The 26,522-nt window shown below is 71.1% G+C and carries 23 protein-coding genes; 12 read left to right on the top strand and 11 right to left on the bottom strand.

The window, feature by feature from the left end; genetic code table 11:
- Nucleotides 1-19 precede the first annotated feature (19 nt).
- The 6 genes from CFW40_RS10240 to CFW40_RS10215 all read right to left on the bottom strand — a co-directional run bounded on the left by CFW40_RS10240 (nt 20) and on the right by CFW40_RS10215 (nt 6,735).
- Complete coding sequence (locus CFW40_RS10240; RefSeq protein ID WP_088797498.1) at nt 20-1,186, bottom strand: alpha/beta hydrolase; 1,167 nt, start codon at nt 1,184-1,186, stop codon at nt 20-22.
- A 191-nt stretch (nt 1,187-1,377) separates the two neighbouring features.
- Nucleotides 1,378-2,058 carry a response regulator transcription factor gene (locus CFW40_RS10235; RefSeq protein ID WP_088797497.1) on the bottom strand — a complete coding sequence of 227 codons (681 nt, stop codon included), beginning with the start codon at nt 2,056-2,058 and terminating at the stop codon, nt 1,378-1,380.
- A complete protein-coding gene (locus CFW40_RS10230) occupies nt 2,055-3,458 on the bottom strand; it encodes a sensor histidine kinase (RefSeq protein WP_088797496.1) in 1,404 nt (467 codons plus the stop codon). Before CFW40_RS10230 ends, CFW40_RS10235 begins: the two co-directional genes overlap by 4 nt.
- A gap of 116 nt (nt 3,459-3,574) precedes the next feature.
- Complete coding sequence (locus tag CFW40_RS10225; protein WP_088797495.1) at nt 3,575-4,453, bottom strand: DUF4429 domain-containing protein; 879 nt, start codon at nt 4,451-4,453, stop codon at nt 3,575-3,577.
- A 207-nt stretch (nt 4,454-4,660) separates the two neighbouring features.
- Complete coding sequence (locus tag CFW40_RS10220; RefSeq protein WP_088797494.1) at nt 4,661-5,878, bottom strand: alpha/beta hydrolase; 1,218 nt, start codon at nt 5,876-5,878, stop codon at nt 4,661-4,663.
- A 203-nt stretch (nt 5,879-6,081) separates the two neighbouring features.
- A complete protein-coding gene (locus tag CFW40_RS10215) occupies nt 6,082-6,735 on the bottom strand; it encodes a TetR/AcrR family transcriptional regulator (protein WP_088797493.1) in 654 nt (217 codons plus the stop codon).
- A 115-nt stretch (nt 6,736-6,850) separates the two neighbouring features.
- On the opposite strand from CFW40_RS10215, the gene CFW40_RS10210 reads away from it, so the two are divergent.
- Nucleotides 6,851-8,452, top strand: a complete 1,602-nt coding sequence (locus CFW40_RS10210) for an MFS transporter (protein WP_088797492.1) — start codon at nt 6,851-6,853, stop codon at nt 8,450-8,452.
- A gap of 511 nt (nt 8,453-8,963) precedes the next feature.
- Complete coding sequence (locus tag CFW40_RS10205; protein WP_088797491.1) at nt 8,964-9,383, top strand: peptidase inhibitor family I36 protein; 420 nt, start codon at nt 8,964-8,966, stop codon at nt 9,381-9,383.
- Nucleotides 9,384-9,511: 128 nt separating this feature from the next.
- On the opposite strand, the gene aceE is transcribed toward CFW40_RS10205, so the two are convergent.
- Nucleotides 9,512-12,244: a pyruvate dehydrogenase (acetyl-transferring), homodimeric type gene (aceE, locus tag CFW40_RS10200; RefSeq protein ID WP_088797490.1), complete on the bottom strand. Its 2,733-nt coding sequence runs from the start codon at nt 12,242-12,244 to the stop codon at nt 9,512-9,514.
- A 516-nt stretch (nt 12,245-12,760) separates the two neighbouring features.
- Here aceE and CFW40_RS10195 point away from each other — a divergent pair.
- From CFW40_RS10195 to CFW40_RS10170, 6 genes are all read left to right on the top strand, one after another.
- Complete coding sequence (locus tag CFW40_RS10195) at nt 12,761-13,192, top strand: DUF3052 domain-containing protein (RefSeq protein WP_030081424.1); 432 nt, start codon at nt 12,761-12,763, stop codon at nt 13,190-13,192.
- 146 nt (nt 13,193-13,338) lie between these two features.
- Complete coding sequence (locus tag CFW40_RS10190) at nt 13,339-13,797, top strand: peroxiredoxin (RefSeq protein ID WP_033268712.1); 459 nt, start codon at nt 13,339-13,341, stop codon at nt 13,795-13,797.
- Between the two features lie 182 nt (nt 13,798-13,979).
- Complete coding sequence (locus tag CFW40_RS10185; RefSeq protein WP_086721103.1) at nt 13,980-14,555, top strand: TerD family protein; 576 nt, start codon at nt 13,980-13,982, stop codon at nt 14,553-14,555.
- Nucleotides 14,556-14,768: 213 nt separating this feature from the next.
- Nucleotides 14,769-15,344, top strand: a complete 576-nt coding sequence (locus CFW40_RS10180; RefSeq protein WP_088797489.1) for a TerD family protein — start codon at nt 14,769-14,771, stop codon at nt 15,342-15,344.
- Between the two features lie 53 nt (nt 15,345-15,397).
- Nucleotides 15,398-16,528, top strand: coding sequence for a DUF475 domain-containing protein (locus tag CFW40_RS10175; RefSeq protein WP_088797488.1), 1,131 nt, complete (start codon nt 15,398-15,400; stop codon nt 16,526-16,528).
- Nucleotides 16,529-16,627: 99 nt separating this feature from the next.
- The gene (locus CFW40_RS10170; RefSeq protein WP_088797487.1) at nt 16,628-17,371 is read left to right on the top strand and encodes a Tellurium resistance; all 744 of its coding nucleotides are present in this window, start codon (nt 16,628-16,630) and stop codon (nt 17,369-17,371) included.
- Between the two features lie 168 nt (nt 17,372-17,539).
- Here CFW40_RS10170 and CFW40_RS10165 read toward each other — a convergent pair whose 3' ends face one another.
- Nucleotides 17,540-18,700, bottom strand: coding sequence for a TerD family protein (locus CFW40_RS10165; protein ID WP_088797486.1), 1,161 nt, complete (start codon nt 18,698-18,700; stop codon nt 17,540-17,542).
- A 217-nt stretch (nt 18,701-18,917) separates the two neighbouring features.
- Between CFW40_RS10165 and CFW40_RS10160 the strand changes: the two genes are divergently transcribed.
- From CFW40_RS10160 to CFW40_RS10145, 4 genes are all read left to right on the top strand, one after another.
- Complete coding sequence (locus tag CFW40_RS10160; protein WP_088797485.1) at nt 18,918-20,090, top strand: HpcH/HpaI aldolase/citrate lyase family protein; 1,173 nt, start codon at nt 18,918-18,920, stop codon at nt 20,088-20,090.
- Between the two features lie 68 nt (nt 20,091-20,158).
- Complete coding sequence (locus CFW40_RS10155) at nt 20,159-22,672, top strand: phosphoribosyltransferase (protein ID WP_088797484.1); 2,514 nt, start codon at nt 20,159-20,161, stop codon at nt 22,670-22,672.
- Nucleotides 22,672-23,520: an HAD family hydrolase gene (locus CFW40_RS10150; RefSeq protein WP_088797483.1), complete on the top strand. Its 849-nt coding sequence runs from the start codon at nt 22,672-22,674 to the stop codon at nt 23,518-23,520. The genes CFW40_RS10155 and CFW40_RS10150 overlap by 1 nt, the downstream gene beginning before the upstream one ends.
- 181 nt (nt 23,521-23,701) lie before the next feature.
- Nucleotides 23,702-24,325 (top strand): O-methyltransferase, encoded by a 624-nt coding sequence (locus CFW40_RS10145; RefSeq protein WP_371127202.1) that lies wholly within the window; start codon nt 23,702-23,704, stop codon nt 24,323-24,325.
- Nucleotides 24,326-24,356: 31 nt separating this feature from the next.
- On the opposite strand, the gene CFW40_RS10140 is transcribed toward CFW40_RS10145, so the two are convergent.
- The 3 genes from CFW40_RS10140 to CFW40_RS10130 are packed head-to-tail and all read right to left on the bottom strand — an operon-like array spanning nt 24,357 to nt 26,351.
- A complete protein-coding gene (locus CFW40_RS10140) occupies nt 24,357-24,575 on the bottom strand; it encodes a zinc ribbon domain-containing protein (protein ID WP_088797481.1) in 219 nt (72 codons plus the stop codon).
- A 25-nt stretch (nt 24,576-24,600) separates the two neighbouring features.
- Entirely contained in the window at nt 24,601-25,734 is a 1,134-nt protein-coding gene (locus CFW40_RS10135; protein WP_088802011.1) for a sugar kinase, read from the bottom strand.
- A complete protein-coding gene (locus CFW40_RS10130) occupies nt 25,731-26,351 on the bottom strand; it encodes a bifunctional 4-hydroxy-2-oxoglutarate aldolase/2-dehydro-3-deoxy-phosphogluconate aldolase (RefSeq protein ID WP_088797480.1) in 621 nt (206 codons plus the stop codon). Before CFW40_RS10130 ends, CFW40_RS10135 begins: the two co-directional genes overlap by 4 nt.
- Nucleotides 26,352-26,522: the final 171 nt, after the last annotated feature.

Raw genomic sequence — 26,522 nt, 5'->3', positions numbered from 1 at the left:
CCCTCCGGGCGCACCGGCGTCAGCGCACGGCGCCGTAGCGGCCCAGCACGATGGCCGCGAAGTTCCGCAGGGAGTCCGTACCGGGGGCGAGATAGCCGGCGTGCCCCACGGCCCGCACGGCGGAGACCCGGCGGGCGCCGAAGGCGGGGTCGGTGGGGTCGGTGCCGTGCCCCAGGCCCCACAGTTCGACGTTCGGGACATCGCTGATCCAGTCGGACGCGTCCCGCGCCGCCCAGACCCGGGCCGAGGTGTGCAGCTGTGCCACGTTGTCCCGGCGGACGCCGGGGGAGCCGAAGAGCACCAGGTCGGCGATGTCGCCGCGGGCCGACTGCGAGGCGGCCAGCCCGCAGACCACCGAGCCGTAGCTGTGGCACAGCACGGCCGGGGCCGGGGCCCCCACGGCGGCCAGCCCGGACAGGAACCGGGCCAGCCGCGGCGCGCCGGCATCGGCGAGCCGGCCGGTCATGGCATCCGGGCCGAGACCGACCGGCGTGGTGTATCCGGCCCAGGCGATGACCGCGGTACGGGTCCCGGGTGCGTCGGCGGCCAGCCGGGTCCGCAGTGACCTGGCCATGCCCGCCGGTGTGCCGTACGGCTGGTGGTCGCGGTCGAAGGAGGTCAGGTCGATGTCCGACCCCGGCACGATCACGGCGGTGCGCTCGGCGGTGGCCAAGTCGCCGTAAACCTCGGCCACTTGCCCTCGGCCGCGCGGATCGTAGGCGAGGATGTGACGACCGGGGGAGAGCAGCGAGGCACAGCGGGCGGCCGCCTGCCTGGCCTGCCGGTGCTCCTGGAGGGTGCCGGCCGGATCGGCGGCGCGGGCCAGCCGGCGGTCCCGTTCCGCCGTCAGCGCACGGGAGTTGGCCGCGTACCGCACGGCGGGCGGCACCCCGTCGAGATTGCCGACGGTGAGCGGGTGCCGGGCCACCAGGGCCTGCCGCTGCCCGCCGGTCAGCGAGGCGAAGAAGCGGGTGACGTCGGCGGGCCGTGCGGTCGCCGGGTCCGGCAGCCGGACGCCGAGGGAGTGGTCGGCGCGCCAGGCGGCGGCGCCGGGCGCCGGGCCCGTGACGGCGCTCTGTGCGGTGCCGGCCGCCCAGCCGCCGGTGCCGGCGGCCACGGTCAGCGCGAGCGCGGCGCCGAGGAGCGTGCGCCGGCCGCGTTGAACGATGCTTCGCAGCCTGGACATGGTGGTGTCTCCCTCTCCCGTTGGTGTGGCGGAGGGAAACCTAGGAAGCGGGCGTATGACGCGGCGTCACACCGCGGAGCCAACTGCCGGGTGATACCCCGGTAGGGGGGAGGCGTCTTTCTCCTCCTCAAGGAGGGGCAGCGCGGGAGGTCACGCCCGGGGACCCTCCGGCCGCTGCTGCTCCCGGCCGGCTACTGCTCCCCGGGCGTGACCAGTCCCGACTCATACGCGAAGATCACGGCCTGGGCGCGGTCCCGCAGCGCCAACTTGGCCAGCACCCGGCTGACATGGGTCTTCACGGTCTGCTCGGCGACGATCAGTGCGGCGGCGATCTCCTGGTTCGACAGACCGCGGGCGATCAGTTCCAGGACCTCCGTCTCGCGCGGGGTGAGGCCCTTCAGCTGCAGCGCCGCCCGGCCCTTGCGGGGCGCGGGCCGTCGGCGGGCGAAATCGGCTATCAGCCGCCGGGTCACGGACGGGGCGAGCAGCGCCTCCCCGGCCGCCACGACCCGGACCGCGGAGATCAGATCACCCGGCGGCGCGTCCTTGAGCAGGAAGCCGGACGCCCCCGCCCGCAGCGCCTCGTAGACGTAGTCGTCGACATCGAAGGTGGTCAGCATCAGCACCCTCGGGCGGTGCAGCACACCGGGGGGCGGATCGAGCAGCTGCCGGGCCGCCTCCAGCCCGTCCATCTCGGGCATCCGGACATCCATCAGCACCACATCGGGGTGCGTCCGGCGGCTCAGCTCCACTCCCCGCACCCCGTCCGGCGCATCGCCCACCACCTCGAGGTCGCTCTGCGCGGCGAGCAGCGCGGCGAAGCCCGCGCGCACCATGGCCTGGTCGTCGACGATGATCACGCGCGTGGTCATACGGAGTCGGAATCCTTCGGTCCAAGGGGAGCCGCCGGGGCGGGCGGCGGCGAAAGGGGGAGCTGTGCGGCCACCCGGAACCCGCCGTCGGGCAGCGGCCCGGTGTCGAGCGAACCGCCCACCAGCCGCACTCGTTCCCGCATGCCGATGAGGCCGTGGCCGGTGCCGTTGGTCTCCAGCGGCGCGGCGGGCGCGGGCGGCGGGGAGTTGACGACGAGAACGGTCAGCCCGGAGCCGTCCGCCGCCGTCGTCACCGACACCCGGGTCGGTGCGCCCGGGGCGTGCCGTACGACATTGGCCAGCGCCTCCTGCACGATGCGGTAGGCCGACAGATCCACCGCCGGTTCGAGCGGTATGCGGTCCCCGGGCAGCGACAACTCCACCGGCACACCCGCCCGTACGGTCCCCTCGACCAGCTTCGGCAGCATGCCGATGCCGGGCTGCGGAGTCTTCTCCGGGCCGCCGTGCCGCTCCGCCTCCTCGCTGCGCAGCACCCCGAGCAGCCGGCGCATCTCCGCCAGCGACTCCCGTGCGGTCGCCGCGATCGAACCGAACTCCTCCTGCGCCTCCCGGGGGATCCCGCCGATGCGGTACGGGGCGCTGTCGGCCTGGACAGTGATCACCGACATGTGGTGGGCGACGACATCGTGCAGCTCGCGGGCGATACGGGTGCGCTCCTCCAGCAGCGTCCGACGGGCCCGCTCGGCCTCGCTGATGGTCTCCTGCTCGATCAACTTCCGCCGGGCGTCGCCGCGTTCCCGCAGGGTGGCGCCCATCATCAGCACCACTCCGGTCAGCACGAACAGCAGTACCCAGGTGCTGTTGATCCGGTCCGGGGGGGCCGGGGAGCCCGGGGTGACCGGGGTGACCGGGGTGACCGCCTCGGAGAGGATGCCCGCCACCCCGGTCGTCAGCCAGACGGCGATCAGGGTGCGGCCGCGCTCGCGCAGGGACAGTGCCAGCATCAGCACGAGATAGCCGACGATCGCCGTGGGCGGCCAGGGCCAGGAGCGGCCCGCGACACCGTCCGCGCCGGTGAGCGCCAGGGCGCAGACCACGTCCGCCGTGAAGATCACCCACCAGGCCTGCAGCGGCCGGGTCACCGCGAGCAGCAGTGGCGCGGTCTGTGCGGTGGCCAGCGCGCCGGACAGTCCGCCGGCCAGGCCGTAGTCGTGGCTGAGGAGGGTGATGGTCGTCGGCAGCAGGGACACCGCGCACACGAACGCGACCAGATACGGCAGTCGGCGCAGCCAGGCGCTCCGCACGCTGGCGAACAGCGGGGTGCCGGGTTCGGTCGGCGTGCCGAGCTCGACGGCGAGCAGGTGCGGCGCCTGCCGTACGGCGCGCAGCACCCGCCGACGGGCCGGCTCGGGTGCGGGGAGGGAAGAGGGTCGGGTCATCGCACCCCCCATCCAAGCGGAGCACGGCGGCCGTGACGTCATACCCGGGGCCGGACTTCCACCCCCTACCACGGTATGAGCCCCCGGATCCCGCCTCCGGGTCGGACCCTGAGCCGCTACAGCTCCGCCAGCAGCTCGGCCTTCTTCGCGCTGAACTCGTCGTCGGTCAGCAGGCCGGCCCCGTGGAGCTCGCCGAGGTGCCGTATCCGGTCCGCGATATCCGCGGGGTCCCGCCGCGCGTCCCCGGTCCGGCGGCGCGGTTCGCTCTCCGCCGTCTCCGGCGCCGGCTCGGCGGCGCGTACGGCCTGCAGCACCGAGGCCGCGAACGGCAGCGACTCGTGAACGGGGCCGTACCCGAGCCCGAACACCACCGTGGCCGGATCCTGGTCCGGCTCGCCGGTCCCCGGCTCACGGGCACCGCGCTCCAGCAGACGCAGATACCCGTTGAGGATCTCCGGCGACCGCCACTCCACCCCGGCCAGTTCGCCGACCGGGAAGGTCTGGTCGCCGCACTTCCACTTCGCCGAGCTCGCACCCGTCCAGAACCACCGGAAGGCGACCGCACGGCCGTCGAAGGACGCCTTGCCGTCGTACGCCTTGAAGTGCAGCGGCGGCTCCGGCGCGGCCACCAGGTGGCGGTCGGCGGGTTCCTTCGCATCGGGGCCGAGCGCCGTGCGCAGCTCGTCGGCGTAGTACTCGGCCAGCGTCCCGCGCTCGGCCGGCAGCACCAGCCGGTACGGATCGGCGTCCTCCTTGAGCTGCCCGTCCGCCGCCTCCATCAAAGGATCGGCACCGGGCCGGGGCACGGCATGCAGCACCACCGTGCCGCGTCTGCCTCCGGCCACCTCGACGGAGCTCAGCGCCTCGTACGGAATACGTCGCTCGCCGAGCGCCTGGAACAGCTTCGGCCTGCGGATCCCCCGTTCGAAGCGGATGAGTACGGAGTCCGTGTCGAACTCCCAGACGGCATGAAAACCGGCCAGCACATCACCCATGTGGCTCATCGTATGCGGGCGGTCGCCCGCCCGTCCCCCTTCCGGACACCTCGGGGGCGTCCGCCGAAGCTACGCGCGTCACTCCGGCCACCCGCTGCGTTCCCTGTCTGGTGGACGTCCCCGGCGCGGGGTGCGGTTCCCGCGGGCACGGCCCGTCCCCGGGCGCCGGGCCGTGCCCGCGGAACCAGTCGTACGGGCCGACGGCCCTCAGGCCAGCCCCGAACTGCAGTGCGGGTCATCGGTGGCGCAGGAGACGGTGCTGGTCGCGCCCACCCCGACCAGGGCGAAGTTGCGCAGGCTGCGGGTGCCGGGCGCGAAGTAGCCGGCGTGCCCGACCGCGCCGTCGGCCGACAGGACCCGTGAGCCGAAGGACGGATCGACGGGGTCGGCGCCGTGGCCGAGCCCGCCGACCTCCAGGTTGGGCACGTCCGCGATCCAGTCGTCGGCGTCCCGCATGGCCCAGACGCGGGCATGGGTGCCCAGCCCGGAGAGGTTGCCGGCCCGCATGCCGGGGCTGCCGGCCACCGCGATGTCCTCGACGTTGGACGGCAGGTCACGGGCCGCGACGCCGCAGACCACGGACCCGTAGCTGTGGCAGAACAGCGAGACGGCGTCGGAGGAGGGCAGCGAGCCCACCAGGGCGCGCAGCCGGACCGCGCCGTCCGCGGCGAGCTTCCCGGTGGCGGCCTCGACGCCCATCCCGGCCGGGGAGGTGTAGTCGGCCCAGGCGATCACGGCGGTACGGGTGCTCGGCCGGGCTTCGCGCTCGGCGCGGTAAAGGGACCGCGCCATGCCGACGGGGGCGGTGTTCGCCCGCGCGGTGCGCTCGAAGGTCGACAGGTTGGTGTCCACGCCGGGCACCACGACCGAGACCCGCTGCGCCGCCGGGAGGTTGCCGAAGACCTCGGCGGCCCGGCCGTCGCCGGCCGGATCGAAGGCCAGGATCTGCCGGGCGGGGCTCATCATCGACTCGAAGCGGTGCATCAGCCGGCCCGCCTCCTGGCGGCCGACGGGGGTGAGCCGGCGGTCGCCCATCCGCTGTTTCTCGATGCCGCGGGCATCGTCGATGGCCATCCGGTTGGCGCGGTAACGCAGCGGTACCGGGGCGCCGTTCATATTGCCCACGACCAGCGGAAAGCGGTCGGCGAGCTGCTGCTTCTCGGCACCGGTGAGCTTGGTGAAGAAGCCCCGGAGCGCGGCCGGCGAACCGTCGGGGTCGGGCAGCGGGCGGCCGTGGAAGGTGGCGTGCTGCCAGGCGGCCTTGGCGGTGGCCAGCGGATGGGCGTCTTCCTTGGTGCCTCTGACGGCCGTCCAGCCGGTGAGGGCAAGCATCACGAACACCACCGCCAGGGCGAGCGCGGCACGCCAGGCGGAGGACTGCAGGAAGCTGGAGGAGGGGCCGAGGCTGCCCGGAAAAGAAGTCACCGCGTGCCACCCTAGGAGACGCGGAAGGGTGCTTGCTGTGACCGTGAGTGAGATCACGTTTCACGGTGGGTATTTCGACCAAATCGGACACTTGTCATCCGTTTTCGGTGCTCAGTCGTGCAGACGTGGCCTCAGGGGACGCGCGGAATGATCGCGTAAAGATGGATTCCCGTTACGGGGAGTAGCGCATGGTGCGGGCGCGCTCACCTCGCCCGCCAGTCGCCCTCCATCGCCGGCCCGATGTGGTCCAGATAGGACTGGGTGAGCTCGCGGATGGACGCCACGCTGCAGTCCTGCCCCTCGCTCCACACCTTGCCGGCCACCCGCATCACCCCGCTGAACGCGGCAACCAGCACCCGTGGCCGCGGATCCGTTTCGACGTCCAGCCCCTCGCGCCGGGCGATCAACCGCGCGATCTGCTCCTCCAGTTCGGACGAGCGCCGCAGATGCGCGGCGACCAGCGCGGGCGTCGACTCGATCATCTGGAACGAGCGCATGTGCAGCTCCACCGGGATCACCGACTCGATGGCGCTGCCGATGTCGTCCCAGGCCACCATCACGGCGGTGCGCAGTGCGGTGAGCGGTGCCTCCGCCGCGGGCCGTGCGTTCAGCTCGTCGAGGAAGCGGGCCTCGACCATCTCCTGGACGGCGAAGGCGACGTCCTCCTTATTGGCGAAGTAGCGGAAGTACGTCCGCTGGGAGACGTCCACCGCCTCCGCGATCTCGTCGATCGTCGTCGCCTCGTACCCCTGCTCCGTGAAGAGTTCGAGTGCCGCGCGGATCAGCGCGTCGCGAGTGCGCTGCTTCTTGCGTTCCCGCAGGCCCGTGGGTGCCGTGTGCGGCGTCGGGTCCGCCATCCTGAGCCGCCTTTCCGTGGTGTTCTCGCTGCTCAGGTTACCTGTGAGCGAAATGACAGTTACCGACTCATGATTTGCTTTGTCAACTGTCAGTGGCTGACATTAGCCTCGTCGTATGAGTTCTCAGACGCCGGTCGCCGTCGCTGCGCCGGACCTTCCCGCACCAGAGCCCTCGAAGGGGCTGCGCGGCCATCCGTGGCTGACCCTCTTCTCCGTCGCGATCGGCGTCATGATGGTCGCCCTGGACGGCACGATCGTCGCCATCGCCAACCCGGCCATCAAGGAAGACCTCGGCGCCTCGCTCGCCGACGTGCAGTGGATCACCAACGGCTACATGCTCGCGCTGGCCGTCTCGCTGATCACGGCCGGCAAGCTCGGCGACCGCTTCGGCCACCGCCAGACCTTCCTCATCGGCATCCTCGGCTTCGCCGCCGCCTCCGGCGCCATCGGGTTCTCCCACGAGGTCGCGCTGGTCATCACCTTCCGCGTGCTGCAAGGCCTGTTCGGCGCGCTGCTGATGCCCGCCGCGCTGGGGCTGCTGCGCGCCACCTTCCCGGCCGAGAAGCTCAACATGGCGATCGGCATCTGGGGCATGGTCATCGGCGCCTCCACCGCCGGCGGGCCGATAGTCGGCGGACTGCTGGTCGAGCACGTCAACTGGCAGTCCGTGTTCTTCATCAACGTCCCGGTCGGTGTGCTGGCGCTGGTCCTCGGCCTGGTGATCCTCAAGGACCACCGCGCGGTGAACGCCCCGCGCTCGTTCGACATCCCGGGCATCGTGCTGCTCTCCGGAGCGATGTTCTGCCTCATCTGGCCGCTGATCAAGGCGTCGGAATGGGGCTGGGGCGACATGAAGACCTGGGGCTTCCTGATCGCCGCGGTGGTCCTCTTCGCGCTGTTCGCCGTCCTGGAGACCAAGGTCCGCGAACCGCTCATCCCGCTGCGGATGTTCCGCTCCCTGCCGCTCACCGCCGGCACGGTCCTGATGGTGCTGATGGCCTTCGCCTTCATGGGTGGCCTGTTCTTCGTGACGTTCTATCTGCAGAACGTCCACGGCATGACCCCCGTGGACAGCGGACTGCACCTCCTCCCGCTCACAGGCATGATGATCGTCGGCTCGCCGCTCGCCGGCGCCCTGATCACCAAGCTCGGCCCGCGCATCCCGCTGGTCGGCGGCATGGTCCTCACCGCCGTCGCCATGTACGGCATGTCCGGGCTCGACACGGACAGCACCACCGGCCCGATGTCCCTCTGGTTCGCGCTGCTCGGCCTGGGCCTCGCGCCCGTCATGGTCGGCGCCACCGAGGTCATCGTCGGCAACGCCCCGCTGGAGCTCTCCGGCGTCGCCGGCGGCCTCCAGCAGGCCGCGATGCAGGTCGGCGGCAGCCTCGGCACGGCCGTGCTCGGCGCGGTGATGGCCTCCCGTGTCGACAACGAACTCCCGGGCAACTGGAAGTCGGCCGGCCTCCCGCCGGTCCCGCCCGGGCAGGCGTCCCAGCTCTCCGACGCGGTCTCGGCCGGTATCGCCCCGGTCCCGAAGGGCACCCCGCCGGCGTTCGCCCAGAAGATCGTTTCCGTCGCGCACGACACCTTCGTGTCCGGCATGGGCCTGGCCTTCACCGTCGCCTGCGGCGTGGCGGTCGTCGCCGCCCTCGTCGCCGTCTTCACCAAGCGCGGCGCGAACGCCGAGGCGGGAGCCGGGGTCGGCCACATCTGACCCCGCACCCCGGCTCACGGCGCGCGGCAGGCGCGAGGCTCGTCCTCGGCCGGCCGCGCGCTGTTGCGTGGTGCCGGTGCGCGGCCCGCGTGCTGTCGTCAACGGCGGGCGTCAACCGGCCTCCCCGGCCCCCGCCCCGCCCCTCCCGTCATGTGCCGGGCGGGAGTTGGCCCCTGCCGGCGGGCCGAATCCCTCATCCGGATGAGCCGACCGGGGAACCGAACCGGCCACCGGCCTCCTCCGGGACGTCAGCCGCCTCCCGGACCCCGGCAGGCCAGGGGGCGAACGGTTTCCGCACCCCCACCCCGCCGGTCCGTCCCACGTCAACGCCGTGCACCGAAGGCACCGCGCCGGGCCGTTCCGGCTGTCCACATCCCTGATCCGGGTGGCCGTGCCGCCACGGCCTTGGCAACCGCGCCGCGCCCTCGCGAAGCTCGACACCGCAGCACCCGCCGCGGGCAACCCGCCCACGGCAATCACCATCGTCGTACTTCACGGGGGAGAGATTCCTATGCGTCTGCGTCTGCGTACGTCCCACACCACCGCGCTCCTCACCGGCCTCGCCGCGCTCACCGCCGCCCTCGCCGTCCCGCCGGCCCTCGGCACTCCGGCTGCGCACGCGGCCCCGGGCGGCCGTGCCGGTGCCGCCTCGGGCCCCTGCGCGGCAGGACAGCTGTGCCTGTGGCCGAAGGCGGACTTCGGCGGCACGCGGCGGACCTACGAGCTGTCCGACACCGATATCGAGAGCTGCACCCCGCTGCCCAAGGGAACCAGCGCCGCCGCGCTCGCCAACCGGACCGGCCGGCCGGTGACCACCTACCAGAGCGAGGAATGCGCCGAGACCGCCGAGTTCGACACCTACCCGGGCGGCGGCAGCTGGGTGCCCCGGTCTCCGTACCAGGTACGGGCGTTCAAGGTATGGGAACGCTGACCATGCCACGCCGCCGCACCCGCCCTGCGCACCGGTACCCCGCGTCCGCACCACAGCGCCCCCCGGCCGGCGAGGAGCGCTGGTCGGGGGGCGCGGCGGAAGCGGTGCGGCAGTCCGCCGCGGAGAGGTCAGGCGTCGCCGCCGGCCTCCCCGGCCTCGGCGGCCGTGACGTCCAGGAGCTGGTAGCGGTCGATCGCCTGCTTCAGCAGCGACCGGTCGACCTTGCCCTCCTTGGCGAGCTCGGTGAGCACGCCGAGGACGATGGACTGCGCGTCGATGTGGAAGAAGCGACGGGCCGCGCCACGGGTGTCCGCGAAGCCGAAGCCGTCGGCGCCCAGCGACTGGTACGTGCCGGGAACCCAGCGCGCGATCTGGTCGGGCACCGCCCGCATCCAGTCCGAGACCGCGATCGTCGGACCCTCGGCACCCTGGAGCTTCTGCGTCACGTACGGGACGCGCTGCTCCTCCTCCGGGTGCAGAAGGTTGTGCTCCTCGATCTCCACCGCGTCGCGGCGCAGCTCGTTCCAGGAGGTCGCCGACCAGACGTCGGCCTTGACGTTCCACTCGTCCGCGAGGATCTGCTGGGCCTCGACGGCCCACGGCACCGCGACACCCGAGGCGAGGATCCGGGCCGCGTGCTCGCCCTTCTCGCCCGCCTTGATGCGGTGCAGACCCTTGAGGATGCCCTCGACGTCGACGTCGGCCGGCTCCGCCGGGTGCTGGATCGGCTCGTTGTAGACGGTCAGGTAGTAGAAGATGTCCTCGGCGTTCTCGCCGTACATCCGCCGCAGACCGTCCTTGACGATGTGCGCGATCTCGTAGCCGTAGGCCGGGTCGTAGGAGACACAGGCCGGGTTGGTCGAGGCCAGCAGCTGGGAGTGGCCGTCGGCGTGCTGCAGACCCTCACCGGTCAGCGTCGTCCGGCCCGCGGTCGCGCCGAGCACGAAGCCGCGCGCGAGCTGGTCGGCCATCTGCCAGAACTGGTCGCCGGTGCGCTGGAACCCGAACATCGAGTAGAAGACATAGACCGGGATCAGCGGCTCGCCGTGCGTGGCATAGGCGGAGCCCGCCGCGATCAGGGAAGCGGTACAGCCCGCCTCGGTGATGCCGTCGTGCAGCATCTGGCCGGTCGGCGACTCCTTGTACGCGAGGAGCAGTTCGCGGTCGACCGACTCGTACTGCTGGCCCAGCGGGTTGTAGATCTTGGCCGACGGGAAGAACGCGTCCATACCGAAGGTGCGGTACTCGTCGGGCGCGATCGGCACGAAGCGCTTGCCGATCTCCTTGTCCCGCATGAGGTCCTTCAGGACACGGACGAACGCCATGGTCGTGGCGATCTTCTGCTGGCCCGAGCCCTTCTTGGCACCCGCGTAGGCCTTGTCGTCCGGCAGCTTCAGCGGCTCGGCGCGCACGACACGGGTGGGCACGTAGCCCCCCAGCCCCTTGCGGCGGTCGTGCATGTACTGGATCTCTTCGGAGTTCCGGCCCGGGTGGTAGTACGGCGGCAGGCCGTCCTCCAGGTCCTTGTCCGGGATCGGCAGGTGCAGCCGGTCGCGGAAGCCCTTGAGGTCGTCGACCGTCAGCTTCTTCATCTGGTGGGTCGCGTTGCGGCCCTCGAAGTTCGGGCCGAGCGTCCAGCCCTTGACGGTCTGCGCGAGGATCACCGTCGGCTGGCCCTTGTGGGCCTTGGCCGCCGCATACGCCGCGTAGATCTTCTTGTGGTCGTGACCGCCGCGGCCCAGGTGCAGGATCTGGTCGTCGGTCATGTTCTCGACCATCGCGCGCAGCCGCTGGTCGTCGCCGAAGAAGTGCTCGCGGATGTACGCACCGGTCTCGGTGGCGTACGTCTGGAACTGACCGTCGGGCGTGCTGTTGAGCTTGTTGACCAGGATGCCGTCGCGGTCCTGCGCGAGCAGCGGGTCCCAGCTGCGGTCCCACACCAGCTTGATGACGTTCCAGCCGGCGCCGCGGAACTGCGACTCCAGCTCCTGCATGATCTTGCCGTTGCCGCGGACCGGGCCGTCCAGGCGCTGCAGGTTGCAGTTGACGACGAAGGTCAGGTTGTCCAGGCCCTCACGGGCGGCGATGGACAGCTGGCCGAGCGACTCGGGCTCGTCCATCTCACCGTCGCCGAGGTAGGCCCAGACGTGCGACTTGGAGGTGTCGGCGATGCCGCGCGCCTCCATGTAGCGGTTCATCCGTGCCTGGTAGATCGCGCCGAGCGGGCCGAGGCCCATCGAGACGGTCGGGAACTCCCAGAAGTCCGGCATCAGCCGCGGGTGCGGGTAGCTGGACAGGCCGTTGGGGGCCTTGGACTTCTCCTGCCGGAAGGCGTCGAGCTGGGCCTCGGACAGCCGGTCCAGGAGGAAGGCGCGGGCGTAGACACCGGGCGAGGCGTGGCCCTGGAAGAAGATCTGGTCGCCGCCGTCGCCCTCGTCCTTGCCCCGGAAGAAGTGGTTGAAGCCCACGTCGTAGAGGGAGGCGGAGGAGGCGAAGGTGGCGATGTGCCCGCCGACGCCGATGCCCGGGCGCTGGGCACGCGAGACCATGACCGCGGCGTTCCACCGGGTCGCGTTCAGGACCTTGCGCTCGATCTCCTCATTGCCCGGGAAGAACGGCTCGTCCTTGGTCGCGATGGTGTTCACGTAGTCCGAGCTGCGCATCTCGGGCACGGCCACCCGCTTCTCGCGCGCGCGCTCGATCAGGCGGAGCATGAGGTAGCGGGCACGTTCCCGGCCCCGCTCGTCGACGGCCGCGTCGAGCGAGTCGAGCCATTCCTGGGTCTCTTCGGGATCGAAGTCCGGGACCTGGCTGGGAAGGCCGCCAATGATGATCGGGTTTCGATCGGATCCGGAAGCCACGCTGTTCCTTCGTGTTCGGTTCGTTTCGTGCTCTGCAAGTGATTGCTGCGGTGCACGGGACGAATGCTGTCGCTGCCTTGGTGTCGCGCCGTCTTCCATCGTGTACCGAGCCACTGGGATACGTCACCTCTACCGATGGGTAACCCATCCGTAGAGAGATGGCGCTGAAAAGGCCGATTTCTCGGGTCGGCCAAATCGCAACCATACGCCCATGTCGAAAGTGCTTCGCGTACGGACGTGCGGGCCCCGGAACCGGGTCCGGGGCCGGCCGCCGCCCCTCGAAGGGACCAGTCCCGCGCAAGTACCCGATAAACTTCACAGAAAGCTGTGGCGTGAATCACTACAGCCTGGCCTGCGGGGGTCGTGCTTGCGGCGAGACGCCTCGAAACGTCACCGTTTCGGCGGTCTGGACCGCCGGGTACTTGCGCGATCCGCCCGGCCCGTGTGGACTACGCCCAATGCTCCGCGCACGCGCGGGGTCCCCGAGCATTTCCGAAACATGACAGGAGGCAATCCGTGAGCGCGACCGCGGACCACGCGGAGGAGCGGACCAACCCTGCCGCCAGGCTGGGGTTCGAGCCCGGACAGGTGGTCCAGGAGATCGGCTACGACGACGACGTCGATCAGGATCTCCGCGAAGGCATTGAGACCGTGATCGGCCAGGATCTCGTCGACGAGGACTACGACGACGTGTGTGACGTCGTGCTGCTGTGGTTCCGCGACGAGGACGGCGACCTCACGGACGCGCTGGTGGACGCCATCGGGCTGATCGACGAGGGCGGGCAGATCTGGCTGCTGACCCCGAAGACCGGCCGTGACGGCTACGTCGAGCCCAGCGACATCAATGAGGCCGCGCAGACCGCGGGTCTGTCCCAGACCAAGAGCATCAACGCGGGCAAGGACTGGGCAGGCAGCCGACTGGTCACGCCCAAGGCCGGCAAGCGCTGAGCCGCAGGGTCTCACCGTCCGCCACCGAGCCCCCTCCGCCTGTTCCGGAGGGGGCTCGGCCCTGTTCAGGACGGGTTCCCCGGACGTGCACCGCGGCGCGTAGGGTTGGCCGCGTCCTGTTGAGCGTGAGCGGAAGGGAACCACCCATGGCGATCGAGGTCGGCACGAAGGCTCCGGATTTCGAGCTGAAGAACCAGCACGGCGAGCTGGTCAAGCTCTCCGACTTCCGCGGCGAGAAGGCCGTCGTCCTCCTCTTCTACCCCTTCGCCTTCACCGGCGTCTGCACCGGCGAGCTCTGCGCGCTCCGTGACGAGCTGCCGAAGTTCGTCAACGACGACGTCCAGCTGCTGGCGGTCTCCAACGACTCCCCGTTCTCGCTGCGCGTCTTCGCCGAGCAGGAGGGGCTGGAGTACCCGCTGCTGTCGGACTTCTGGCCGCACGGCGAGGCCTCGCGGGCGTACGGCGTCTTCGACGAGGAGAAGGGCTGCGCGGTGCGCGGCACCTTCATCATCGACAAGGAGGGCGTGGTGCGCTGGACGGTCGTCAACGGCCTGCCCGACGCCCGTGACCTGAACGAGTACGTCAAGGCGCTCGACACCCTCTGAGGCGGCGCACTCTCCCAGGCGCCCCCTCGTGCCTCCTGCGCCCACCGGGCCGAATCCGCGCTGATCCAGGTGCGATATCTGCAATCGGTGGGAACCGGTCACTAGGATCAATTCGTTGATCCGATGCCATGCACGATGGGGGCGCAAATCTTTACGTACCCCTCGAATCTATGGGAGGACTCGTGGGAGTCAGCCTCAGCAAGGGCGGCAACGTCTCGCTGACGAAGGAAGCCCCCAATCTGACCGCCGTCGTCGTCGGTCTGGGCTGGGACGCGCGTACGACTACCGGTACGGACTTCGACCTGGACGCCAGTGCCCTGCTGACGAACGACCAGGGCAAGGTGGCCAACGACCAGAACTTCGTGTTCTTCAACAACCTGAAGAGCCCGGACGGTTCGGTCGAGCACACCGGTGACAACATCACCGGTGAGGGCGAGGGCGACGACGAGCAGATCAAGGTGAACCTGGCCGCGGTGCCGGCCGATGTCTCCAAGATCGTCTTCCCGGTGTCGATCTACGACGCCGAGACCCGCCAGCAGAGCTTCGGCCAGGTGCGCAACGCCTTCATCCGCGTGGTCAACCAGGCCGACAACAACGAGCTGGCGCGCTACGACCTGAGCGAGGACGCCTCGACCGAGACCGCCATGGTCTTCGGCGAGCTGTACCGCAACGGCGCCGAGTGGAAGTTCCGGGCCATCGGCCAGGGCTACGCCTCGGGGCTGCGCGGCATCGCGCAGGATTTCGGCGTCAACGTCTGACCGACCGGAGCCGACGGGACCCGTGGGGATCCGACGGGATCTGTCATCGGACCGTCGACGTCCGGACCGGGCAGCACCACCACAGGGGCTGCCGGGTCAGGAGTGACCGCGACCGGCGCCGTACGCCCCGCCCGGGGAGTGCGGCGCCGGACGTGCAAGGGACGCGGGCCGCGCCGGACACGGCCCGCACGGACACAGGGGAGGAAGCGCACGATGAGCGTCACGCTCGCCAAGGGGGGAAATGTCTCCCTTTCCAAGGCCGCTCCGGATCTCACGCAGATCATGGTCGGCCTCGGCTGGGACGCACGGTCCACGACCGGGGCACCCTTCGACCTCGACGCCAGCGCGCTGCTGTGCCGGTCGGGCCGGGTGCTGGGGGACGAGTACTTCGTCTTCTACAACAACCTCAAGAGCCCCGAGGGCTCCGTCGAGCACACCGGGGACAATCTCACCGGCGAGGGAGAGGGCGACGACGAGTCGGTCCTCGTCGATCTCTCGCAGGTGCCCGAACAGGTCGACAAGATCGTTTTTCCGGTCTCGATCCATGAGGCCGAGGCGCGCGGCCAGAGCTTCGGCCAGGTCAGCAACGCCTTTATCCGGATCGTCAATCAGGCCGACGGCAGCGAACTCGCCCGTTACGACCTCAGCGAGGACGCCTCCGCCGAAACCGCAATGATCTTCGGCGAGGTGTACCGCCACAACGACGAATGGAAGTTCCGGGCGGTGGGACAGGGGTACGCGTCGGGTCTGCGGGGCATCGCTCTAGACTTCGGGGTCAACGTTTCGTAAAGCGCCGCGCGCTGCGCGCGGGGGACCCCATACAGCGAGGGATTGGGTAGGCAGTGCTCCTGAAAACCTTTGGCTGGTCGTTCGCCATCACGGTGATAGGCCTCGCCTTGGCGGGCGTGCTCTGGGGGTGGCAGGGGCTCGCGATCGTCGGGATCCTGTCCGTCCTGGAGATCTCGCTCTCGTTCGACAATGCCGTGATCAACGCAGGCATCCTGCGCAAGATGAACGCCTTCTGGCAGAAGATCTTCCTCACCGTCGGCATCCTCATCGCGGTGTTCGGCATGCGGCTGGTGTTCCCGGTCGTCATTGTCGCGATCACCGCGAAGCTGGGACCGATCGAGGCGGTCAGCCTCGCCATCAATGACAAGGCGCAATACCAGGAACTGGTCACCAGCGCGCACCCGGCCATCGCGGCCTTCGGCGGAATCTTCCTGCTGATGATCTTCCTCGACTTCATATTCGAGGAGCGCGACTACAAGTGGCTTTCCTGGATCGAGAAGCCCATGGCCAAGATGGGCAAGCTCGACATGCTGTCGGTCATCATCGCGCTGGTCGTCCTGCTGGTGAGCGCGATGACGGTGGCCACCGACGCCGCGCACGGTGCCGGTGACAAGAGCGCCACGGTCCTGCTGTCCGGGGTCGCGGGCATGATCACCTATCTCGTCGTCGGCGGCATCTCCGGCTACTTCGAGGACAAGCTCGAGGACGACGAGGACGAAGAGGGCGAGGAGGCCGCGGCGGCTCCCGCGAAGCAGGGCACCGGCGCGGCCGTGGGCCTGGCCGGCAAGGCCGCGTTCTTCATGTTCCTCTACCTCGAGGTCATCGACGCGTCCTTCTCCTTCGACGGCGTCATCAGCTCCTTCGCCATCACCAACGACATCTTCATGATGGCGCTGGGCCTGGGCATCGGCGCGATGTACATCCGCTCGCTGACCGTCTTCCTGGTCCGCAAGGGGACCCTGGACGACTACGTCTACCTGGAGCACGGCGCCCACTACGCGATCGGCGCGCTGGCCCTCATCCTGCTCGCCACGATCAAGTACGAGATCCCCGAGGTCGTCACCGGCCTGGTGGGCGTCGCGCTGATCGGCCTCTCCTTCGTCTCGTCCATGGTCCGGAACCGGCGCGAGGGCAAGCCGGGAGATTCCTCCGAGGCACCGTCGGAAGTCGCGCACCGCGTGTGACGCGACGCTGATTGAGGAACGCTCTTGGCGGGGCGGCTGCGAGGTGCGGACCTCGGGCCGCCCCGCAGCGATGTGGGGCCGAGCTATGGGGTGGGCAGAGTGTCGTTCCTGGGGAATCTGTGGCGCGGTGGCGCCGCGAAGTTCGACTTCGACAGCGGCGGAGCGTCGTACGTCGTCGAGCTGACGAAACGCAATCCGGCCGTCTCCCTGACCAAGCAGGGGGCGGCCACCGGACATCTGCGGGTCAATCTGCACTGGCAGATGCGGACCTCGGACCTGCACGAGCGGAGCGGGCAGGGCAGGGGCGGCCTGCTGCGGCATCCGGGCAAACTGTTCAAGCCCGAGATAGTGCAGGCGCAGGGGCCGGCCGTGGTCAATGTCGACCTGGATCTGGCCTGTCTGTACGAGCTCACGGACGGCACCAGGGGCGTGGTGCAGCCGCTGGGAAACTTCCTGGGCGATCTCAACGGGGCGCCCTTCGTCAAGCTCAGCGGTGATGACCGCTTCGGTTCGGGATCCGGCGAGACGCTGTACATCAACCTGGACCACCGCGACGAGATCAAGCGCATGCTGATCTTCGTCTACATCTACGACGGCACACCGGCCTTCGACCGTACGCATGCGGTCGTGACGCTCTATCCGAGCAGCGGACCGCGGCTGGAGGTCAAGCTGGACGAGCGGGCGCCACAGGCGCGCTCCTGCGCCGTCTTCATGCTGGAGAACGTCAAGGGCGAGCTGACGGTGCGCCGCGAGGTGAAGTACGTCTACGGCTTCCAGGCGGAGCTCGACCGGCTGTACGGCTGGGGGCTGCAGTGGGGGCGGGGCTACAAGACGAACGCCTGAGCCGGGCGCGCCGCGGCCCCGCCGCCGGTGCGGCGCGCCGCTGGTTCCGGCTCCGGCCCCCGCGGCCGCCGGTCCGTGCCGCGCCCCCGCGGGCTCGCGTCCGTCCGCGCCCCCACGGCTATACGTCCGTGCCGTGCCCCCGCCGCCGGGGGCATCCGCCCGGTCTCCCTACCGGCGCTGGAACTGCGGGCCCTGGGGCGGCAGGACGAAGGACGGGTCCGGCACGAAGGGCTGCTGCACCGGGTAGCCGTACGTCGACGCCGGCGGATGCTGCGTCGGGTGCGGAGCGCCGTACGGGGACGGCGGCTGCTGCGGCTGGTGCTGGGGCGGCGGTCCCGGGTAGCCGTAGGCGGGCTGGGCCGGGGGTTGCGCCGGCGGTGGCGGAACGTTCTGCGGATAGCCGTAGCCGCCGCCCGTGGGCGGAGTCCCCGGCGGCTGGGGCGCCACGGTGGGTGGTGGGGGCAGCGGTGCGGACGAAAGGGGCTCCGGCATGGCGTCCGGCACATGCTGGGTGACCGCCTCCGGGTCCGATGCCGAAGAGGCCTGGGGGGCCGCCGCGGACGGGGGGCCAAAGGCCTCCTCGGGCCAGGTGCTGGGCGGCGGGGTCGCGGCGGAGGCGGCGGGGCCGGTCACCGCCGGGCCGGGGCCGGGCTGGGCGGGGACGGTCGGGTCGCCGGACGGGCCGGGCTCGCTCCCGGGGGCCGGGGCGGTGGCCGCCGCCGGCTCCGGGCCGGGGGGCGCCGACACCGGGGCTTGTGAGGCCGGCGGAGCGTCGGCGGCGGCTTCGTTCTCCTCCACCGAGATCCCGAACTCCGTCGCCAGGCCGACCAGTCCGCTCTCGTACCCCTGCCCCAGGGCGCGGAATTTCCAGCTGTCGGCGCGCCGGTACAACTCCCCGCAGATCAGGGCCGTTTCCTCGCCCGTTTCGGGAACCACATCGAAGACCGCGATCGGCTCGCCGTCGCTCTGCGCCGCGTCGTACAGCACGACCCGCAGGTCCGTGACGCCCGCGAACGCGCCACCGTCCGACGAGGCGGCCAGCACGACCCGGTCCACCGACGCGTCCAGCGCCGACAGATCCGCCTCGATGGTGTCGGTCAGGCTCTCCGCGAGCCGGGTCTTGGGCAGGTGCCGCACCAGCCCACTGGGGTGCCGCGGTTGGTTGTAGAAGACGAAGTCCTCGTCGGAGTTCACACGCCCCTCGGGTCCCACCAGCAGGGCCGAGGCATCGACATCGGGGACACCGGCGCCGGGGGTCCAGCGCAGGACGGCCCGGACCGCCGTGGCATCGAGGGGTACGTTCGACCCTTTCAGCATCGCGTGCGTCATGCCGCAATCCTGCCTTCCCGGAGGTCGCAGCGACAACGCGGGGGGCCGCGATCCGTTCCCGGGGCGCGGCAGCGGACACCCGGGCGCCTCGTGGGGGTTAGGTGATTTTCCTGCACGCGGGAACTAACCGTGCCCCCACACACGTACGATTACCGGCTGGATCCAGACAGCGAGACGCAGCGGGGGTGCCGGATCCCGCAGGGAGACGGGGAGTTATATGCGCCATTTTGGGCACCTTCCGCCCGACAGTCGGAAGGCACTGTTCCACCAGGAGCCGGTGGAGTTCACCGCCGGCTCTCCGGCCCGCACGCTCGCGGTCGCCCTGGGGGCGACGCTCTACAGCCCCGCCACCCGCCCGCGACTCGCCGCCGATGTCCTCAAGCAGGCCGCGCGTGGCGTGACCTCCATGGTCCTGTGCCTCGAGGACTCCATAGGTGACGGGGATGTCGAGGCCGGCGAGGAGAACCTGGTGCGGCAGCTCGGCGTTCTCGACGAGGCGGCCACCGCGGGCGCCGGTCTTCCCCTGCTGTTCATCCGCGTCCGCACCCCCGGCCAAATACCGGATCTGGTCCGCCGGATGGGCACTGCCGTGCACAGGCTGTCCGGATTCGTACTTCCGAAGTTCACCGAGGAGCGTGGCATCCCGTTCCTCGAGGCGCTGAACGAGGCCGAGGGCGACTGCGCCCGGCGGCTGTTCGTGATGCCGGTACTGGAATCGCCGGAGCTGCTGCACCTGGAGAGCCGCGCCGACACCCTTGCGGGCATCGCCCGGACCGTGGACAAATACCGGGACCGGGTGCTTGCCCTGCGGCTCGGCGTCACGGACTTCTGCTCCGCCTATGGCCTGCGCAGAGCCCCCGACATGACGGCCTACGACGTCCAGATCGTCGCCTCCGTGATCGCCGACGTGGTGAATGTGCTGGGGCGGGCGGACGGCACGGGGTTCACGGTCACCGGCCCGGTGTGGGAGTACTTCCGGCTGCAGGAGCGGATGTTCAAGCCGCAGCTGCGCCGCAGCCCGTTCCTCGGACGCGCCGAGGAGTTGCGCACGGCCCTGATCGAGCACGACATGGACGGCCTGCTGCGGGAGATCGAACTCGACCGCGCGAACGGTCTGCAGGGCAAGACCTGCATCCACCCCTCGCATGTCGCGCCGGTCCACGCCCTTTCGGTCGTCAGCCACGAGGAGTTCAGCGACGCGGTCGACATCCTGCGGCCCGAGCAGGGCGACGGCGGGGTGCTGCGCTCCTCGTATACGAACAAGATGAACGAGGTGAAGCCGCATCGCGCCTGGGCCGAGCGGACCCTGCTGCGCGCCGAGGCGTTCGGGGTGGCCCGGGAAGGCATCGGGTTCGTGGAGCTGCTGACGGCGAGCCTGCCGCAGACGTGAGCGAGCGGGCGTGGGCAACATGAACAGAACTGAACAGACATGAGCAGGACTGACCTGCGGGAAAACAGATGAACGGTACGACCGAGGAGACGGAACACGTGGTCTGGACGGGAGAATGGGTCGCCGGCCGGCTCGGGGTCTCGCTGAGCGGCGGGGACGAGCTGCCGGAACTGCTGGGGCTGGCGCTGCGGCGTAACCCCAAGCGGGCCCATTTGCTCGTGTCGAACGTGCTCGGCAAGCACGTGCCCCAGCGGCCGGATGTGGTCCACGGCGCAGGCGTCGGGCTGGGGCGCCGGGTGCGGAAGCTGCTGGGCGACGAGGCCGCTGCCCGCTCCGTCGTCCTCGGCTACGCCGAAACCGCCACCGGCCTGGGGCATTCGGTGGCCGACGGCCTGGCCCTCGCGCCGTATCTGCACTCCACCCGCCGGCCGGTCGCGGGCGTGGCGCAGGTGGGCGGGTTCGAGGAGGAGCACAGCCACGCCACCTCACATCTGCTGCTCCCGGAGGACCGTGCACTCCTCGCCGGGGACGGGCCGCTGGTGCTCGTCGACGACGAGTTCTCCACCGGCCGGACCGTCCTGAACACGATCACCGCGCTGCATGCGCACTTCCCGCGCGAGCGGTACGTGGTCGTCGCCCTGGTGGACATGCGCTCCGACGAGGACCGCGACCACCTGGAGAAGTTCGCGGCGGAACTGGGCGCCCGCGTCGACCTCGTCACACTGGCCGCGGGCGGCGTACACCTGCCTGCGGACGTCCTGACCCGCGGACAGGAGATCGTCGCCGCGCAGGAGGGCCTTGCGACGCGGGCGGCCGCAGACCTCCCGGCGGCGCCCGGCGCGGACGTCGTACGGGTCGGTCTCGACTGGCCCGCCGGGCTGCCCGACGGCGGCCGGCACGGCTTCACACCGGCGCACCGCGCCCGGCTGGAGGCCGCTCTGCCCCACATGGCGGCCCGGATCGCCCGGCAACTGGACGGCGCCCGCCGCATCCTCGTCCTCGGCAACGAGGAGTTGATGTACGCGCCGCTACGGATGGCCGAGGCCCTGGACACCCTCCTGGCCGAGGAGGCGCGCGGCGCCGAGCCGGCGCCGCAGGTCTTCTTCTCCACCACCACCCGGTCGCCGGTGCTCGCCGTCGACGACCCCGGATACGCGATACGGACCCGGCTGTCCTTCCCCGCTCACGACAGCCCGGCCGACGGGCCGGGGGAGCGGTACGCCTACAACGTGGCGGCCGGAGCCGACCCGGAACGCGGCTTCGACGCCATCGTGGCCGTCGTGGACTCGCACGGGGACTGCCCGGAACTGCACGCCACCGACGGCCTGCTGCACCGGCTCGCCGAGCACACCGACCGGCTGCTGCTCGCCGTCATCCCCTCGTACGCCCCGCAGCCGCAGCAACGGCCCCACCCTCATCCCGTACCGCAGGCCCGTTCCCTGCCCCTCCCCGAACCGCTGCGCGGCCCCGCCTTCTCCTCCTACACCGCTGACGAGGTCGGCTGGCTGCTGCAGGACCTCTCCGACGTCACCCTGGAAGCGCCGACCGAGGAACGCGAGGAGGCGATTCAGCGCGGCGGAGCCCACTACGCCGAGTCGCTGCCGGTCGAATACCAGCCGAGCGAGCGGTACCAGGAGCTGTTCCACAGCGCCCTGCGGACCTCCGCGAGCCGGATCGCCCGGGCGGTCGGGACCGTCACCGGGACCGTGCTCGCCGAACGCGGCCCACGCCCCGTGCTGGTGTCGCTGGCACGGGCCGGCACCCCCGTCGGGGTGCTGATGCGCCGCTGGGCGCTGCACACCCACGGCGTGGAGCTGCCGCACTACACCCTCTCGATCGTCCGCGGCCGGGGCATCGACACCACCGCGCTGCGCTGGCTGGCCGACCGTCACGATCCGGCGGATGTCGTCTTCGTGGACGGCTGGACCGGCAAGGGCGCCATCACCCGCGAACTCGCCCAGGCCCTGGCGGACTTCCCGGGCTTCGACCCGCGGATCGCCGTGCTCGCCGACCCCGGCGGCTGCGTCGAGACCTATGGCACCAGGGACGACTTCCTCATCCCGTCCGCCTGCCTCAACTCCACCGTCTCCGGCCTCATATCCCGTACCGTCCTGCGCGACGACCTCGTGGGGCCGGACGACTTCCACGGCGCGAAGTTCTACCGCGACCTGGCGGCGGCGGATGTCTCGCACGCGTTCCTGGACGCGGTCACCGCCCGCTTCGACGACGTGGCCGCGGAGGTCGCGGCGGAGGTGAAGGAGCTGGCCGCCGCCGACCGGAGGCCCACCTGGGAGGGCTGGGCGGCCGTCGAGCGGATCAGCGAGGAGTACGGCATCCACGACATCAATCTCGTGAAGCCCGGTGTCGGCGAGACCACACGTGTCCTGCTCCGCCGGGTCCCCTGGAAGATCCTGGCCCGGCAGGGAGCCGGGGCCGATCTCGATCATGTGCGCCTCCTGGCGGAACAACGGGGCGTGCCCGTCGAAGAGGTGGGCGAACTTCCCTATACCTGTGTGGGGTTGATCCACCCCCGCTTCACCCGTGGGGCCACGGGCGCCGACGGCAAGGCGGTGGCCTCCTGATGAGCGGCCGGCCCCTCGCCCACCACCCTTCCCTGGAAGCGCTGCGCGCTGCCCCTCTTTTGGTCGCCAGCGACCTCGACCGCACCCTGATCTATTCGGCCGCCGCCCTGGGGCTGGCCATGCCGGACGCCGAGGCTCCGCGGCTCCTGTGCGTCGAGACCTATGAGCGCAAACCGCTGTCCTATATGACGGAGACGGCCGCCGCCCTGCTCGCCGAACTGGCCGGCACCACCACCTTCGTCCCGGCCACCACCCGCACCCCCGAGCAGTACGGCCGTATCCACCTCCCCGGGCCCGTCCCCGAGTTCGCCGTCTGCGCCAACGGCGGCCATCTGCTCGTACGGGGCGAGTCCGACCCGGACTGGCAGCGCACCGTCGCCGGACGCCTCTCCGCGCAGTGCGCACCCCTGGACGAGATCCGTGCGCACCTGGTCCGCACCGCCGACCCGGCCTGGCTGCTCAAGGAACGCGTTGCCGAGGACCTTTTCGCCTATCTCGTCGTGGAGCGGCGGCTGCTGCCCGACACCTGGGTGAAGGACCTGACCGGCTGGGCGGACGAACGCGGCTGGACCGTGTCCCTGCAGGGCCGCAAGATCTACGCCGTGCCGCGGCCGCTGACCAAGAGCGCAGCCGTGGCGGAAGTGGCCCGCCGCACCGGGGCGTCCCAGATCCTCGCGGCCGGCGACTCCCTCCTCGACGCCGACCTGCTGCTGGCCGCGGACCGCGCATGGCGGCCCGGACACGGCGAACTGGCGGACTCCGGCTGGCACGCCCCTCATGTCACCGCGCTCGACGAACGAGGCGTCGCCGCGGGCGAGGAAATCGTGCGGGCCTTCCTTCGCGGGTGAGGCCGGGGAGAAGAGGAGGCACGAGAGGAGGGAGCGACCGGAAAGCGGACGGTGAAGGGGGCGGCTCGGTTAGTCTCGCCGAGGCGGTTGGCTGCATCGTCCGGTGATCGCCCGAGACCGCGATCCTTGACCCAGGGGAGAGCCAGTGACCGAGTCCAAGAGCACGCCGATCACGGCGGAGATGTATGACTACGTCCTCGCCCACAACCCACCGTTGAACGCCGCGCAGCGGGACATCGTGGAGCTCACCCGGCAGCAGTTCCCCGAGGCGGCGGGGATGCAGTCAGCGGAGGAACAGGGGCCCCTGCTGGCGTTCCTGGTGCGGCTGACCGGGGCTCGGCATGTCGTCGAGGTGGGCACGTTCACCGGGTTTTCGGCGCTGTCCATGGCCCAGGCGCTGCCCGCGGACGGCACGCTGATCGCCTGCGACGTCTCCGAGGAGTGGACGGCGTACGGCCGGGAGGCATGGGAGAAGGCCGGTGTCGGGGACCGCGTCGAGCTGCGGATCGCGCCCGCGCTGGAAACGCTGCGGGCGATGCCGGCCGAACCGCATATCGACCTCGCCTACCTCGACGCGGACAAGGGCGGCTACATCGCGTACTGGGAGGAGCTGGTGCCCCGGCTGCGGCCGGGCGGCCTGATCGTGGCGGACAACGTCCTGTACCACGGGGAGGTCGCCGACCCGGCGGCGACCGGGTCGGCCCTGGCGATCAGGGCCTTCAACGACCACGTCGTGGAGGACTCCCGTATGGAGGCGGTCATCCTCACGGTGGCGGACGGCGTGACCCTGGCACGCAAGAGGTAGCCGCCGGGGCCCCGCCCCCCCGCAGTTGCCGTCAGTATGAGCCGCCGCAGCAGCCGCCCCCGCAGCAGCCGCCGCCCCCGCCTCGCGGGGCGGCAGCGGTCGCGGAGCCGCCGACGGCGACCGTGGAGAGGAGCTTCACGGTGTCCGCGTGGCCCTCGGGACACACGGCCGGGGCGGAGGACTCGGCCATCGGCCGGTTCAGCTCGAAGGTGGAGCCGCAGGGGCGGCACCGGTATTCGTAACGAGGCATGGGCACAGGTTAGCCGCGCCGCCGCTCAGCGGACGACGGTGCCGGGCGGCGCGCCCAGCATGCCCAGCTCCGCACGGGTCGGCGCGCCCTCCCAGTCGCCCGGGGACGCGACCGCGAACGCTCCCGTGGTGACGGCCCGCTCCAGGCAAGCGGCCGGCCCGTCACCGTCCAGCAGCGCCGACAGGTAGCCCGCCACGAAGGCGTCGCCGGCCCCCACGGAATCGACGGCCCGTACGGCCTTGGCGGACCGGTGCAGGGAGCCGTCGTGGGTGAAGGCCATTGCCCCCTCCGCGCCGAGTGTGACCACGATCTCGCCGACGCCCAGCTCCCGCAGCCGCCCGGCCTGCGAGGCGATGCCGGCGGCGGAGCCACCGCCCGCGTCCCGGGGCGGCAGGCACAGCAAAAGCTCGTCATCGGAGGCGATGAGGAGATCCACGGAGGGGAGCCACTCACCCAGGACCGCGGCGGCCTCCTCGGCCGTCCACAGCCGGGCGCGGAAGTTGACGTCGAGGCAGACCGAAGAGCCGTACTCGCGGGCCAGTCGGAGGGAGTGCAGAGCTGCCGAGCGAGCCGTGGAGCTCAGGGCCGGGGTGATGCCCGTCAGGTGCAGGATGCGGGGCGGGGCGGCGCGGAAGGCGCGCTCGATCCCGTCTGCCGTGAGCCGCGAGCCGGCCGATCCCGCACGGTAGTAGTGCACCCGGGTGACGTCGGGCAGCCGCGGCTCGAAGAGGAGCAGCCCGGTCGGGGCACCCGGGTCGGCCGAGGCACCGGACACCTCGACGCCCTCGGCGCGCAGCGTACGCAGCACCAGCTCCCCGGCCTCGTCCTCACCGACCGCACCCGCCCAGTGGACCTCGTGCCCGAGCCGGGCCAGCCCGATCGCGACATTGCTCTCCGCTCCGGCGATGGAGACCTGCATCGTGCCGCCGAGCTTCAGCGGGCCGCTGCCGCGCAGCGCGACCATGGTCTCGCCGAAGGTGAAGACGTCCGGACGGCCCGGTTGCCGGGGAGCCCGTGGACGGCCCGGGGCCGTGGTCCCGGGGCGGGCATCGGCGCCGCCGCAGCGCTGCGGGTCCCCGTCCCCGCCCTCCTGCCCGTCCCCGTGATCGTCCCCGTCCCGCTGAGTTTCGCCGCCCCCGGCGGCCGACTGCCCCGTCATCGTGCGCACACCGCCCTGAACTCCGCCGCGCGCTTGCGCAGCCCGTCCAGGTCACCGCCGTCCGCCGCGTCCCCGACCAGCGGCGAGCCGACACCCACCGCCACCGCCCCGGCGGCGAAGTACTCCTGCGCGGTGGCCGCGTCCACGCCTCCGACCGGCACGAACGGCAACTCGGGGAAGGGCGCACGCAGCGCCTGCAGATACGCCGGTCCGCCGGCCGACGCCGGGAACAGCTTCAGGGCCGAGACGCCCAGCGCGTCCGCCGCGATCACCTCGGACGGCGTCATCACCCCGGCGAGCGTCGGCAGCCCCTGGCGTACGGACTCCTCCAGGCCGGCCCCGAGGCCGGGGGTGACGATGAGATTCGCCCCGGCCTCGGCGGCGCGGCGGGCGTCCGGTGCGGTCAGGACGGTGCCGGCGCCGAGCCAGGCGGCGTCGCCCAGCTCGGCGCGTGCCCGTCGGATCACGGTGAGGGCGTCCTTCCCGCTCAGCGAGATCTCGATCAGCGGAAGACCCGCCTCCACAAGCGCCATGACGGTACGGAAGGACGCCTCCGCATCTCTGCCCCGGATGATGGCGAGCAGCCGCTCGGTCCGGAGCGCTGTGCTGAGGTCCATGGCGTTTCCTGCTTTCTCCTGCACCCCGCCGCGTGGATGACTGCGCTGCTGGGTCGTTCGGGCGCGCGAGTGACACCCTCGATTATTCCGGGCCGCGCCGACAGGTGTATCGGGCGTGCCGGATGTACCGGGTGGCGGATGTGCGGTGCCTGCCGTGCCGTCCGTGGCTGC

The sequence above is a fragment of the Streptomyces sp. 2114.4 genome, assembly GCF_900187385.1.
GTDB classification, from domain to species: Bacteria; Actinomycetota; Actinomycetes; order Streptomycetales; family Streptomycetaceae; genus Streptomyces; species Streptomyces mooreae.
This window is presented reverse-complemented; position numbering and strand designations above follow the sequence as displayed.

Bases quoted from the DNA above. Each gene is read 5' to 3' on its own strand.
- CFW40_RS10240 (WP_088797498.1), bottom strand. From the start codon at position 1,186: ATGTCCAGGCTGCGAAGCATCGTTCAACGCGGCCGGCGCACGCTCCTC.
- CFW40_RS10235 (WP_088797497.1), bottom strand. From the start codon at position 2,058: ATGACCACGCGCGTGATCATCGTCGACGACCAGGCCATGGTGCGCGCG.
- CFW40_RS10230 (WP_088797496.1), bottom strand. From the start codon at position 3,458: ATGACCCGACCCTCTTCCCTCCCCGCACCCGAGCCGGCCCGTCGGCGG.
- CFW40_RS10225 (WP_088797495.1), bottom strand. From the start codon at position 4,453: ATGGGTGATGTGCTGGCCGGTTTTCATGCCGTCTGGGAGTTCGACACG.
- CFW40_RS10215 (WP_088797493.1), bottom strand. From the start codon at position 6,735: ATGGCGGACCCGACGCCGCACACGGCACCCACGGGCCTGCGGGAACGC.
- CFW40_RS10210 (WP_088797492.1), top strand. From the start codon at position 6,851: ATGAGTTCTCAGACGCCGGTCGCCGTCGCTGCGCCGGACCTTCCCGCA.
- CFW40_RS10205 (WP_088797491.1), top strand. From the start codon at position 8,964: ATGCGTCTGCGTCTGCGTACGTCCCACACCACCGCGCTCCTCACCGGC.
- CFW40_RS10190 (WP_033268712.1), top strand. From the start codon at position 13,339: ATGGCGATCGAGGTCGGCACGAAGGCTCCGGATTTCGAGCTGAAGAAC.
- CFW40_RS10180 (WP_088797489.1), top strand. From the start codon at position 14,769: ATGAGCGTCACGCTCGCCAAGGGGGGAAATGTCTCCCTTTCCAAGGCC.
- CFW40_RS10165 (WP_088797486.1), bottom strand. From the start codon at position 18,700: ATGACGCACGCGATGCTGAAAGGGTCGAACGTACCCCTCGATGCCACG.
- CFW40_RS10160 (WP_088797485.1), top strand. From the start codon at position 18,918: ATGCGCCATTTTGGGCACCTTCCGCCCGACAGTCGGAAGGCACTGTTC.
- CFW40_RS10155 (WP_088797484.1), top strand. From the start codon at position 20,159: ATGAACGGTACGACCGAGGAGACGGAACACGTGGTCTGGACGGGAGAA.
- CFW40_RS10150 (WP_088797483.1), top strand. From the start codon at position 22,672: ATGAGCGGCCGGCCCCTCGCCCACCACCCTTCCCTGGAAGCGCTGCGC.
- CFW40_RS10145 (WP_371127202.1), top strand. From the start codon at position 23,702: ATGTATGACTACGTCCTCGCCCACAACCCACCGTTGAACGCCGCGCAG.
- CFW40_RS10140 (WP_088797481.1), bottom strand. From the start codon at position 24,575: ATGCCTCGTTACGAATACCGGTGCCGCCCCTGCGGCTCCACCTTCGAG.
- CFW40_RS10135 (WP_088802011.1), bottom strand. From the start codon at position 25,734: ATGACGGGGCAGTCGGCCGCCGGGGGCGGCGAAACTCAGCGGGACGGG.
- CFW40_RS10130 (WP_088797480.1), bottom strand. From the start codon at position 26,351: ATGGACCTCAGCACAGCGCTCCGGACCGAGCGGCTGCTCGCCATCATC.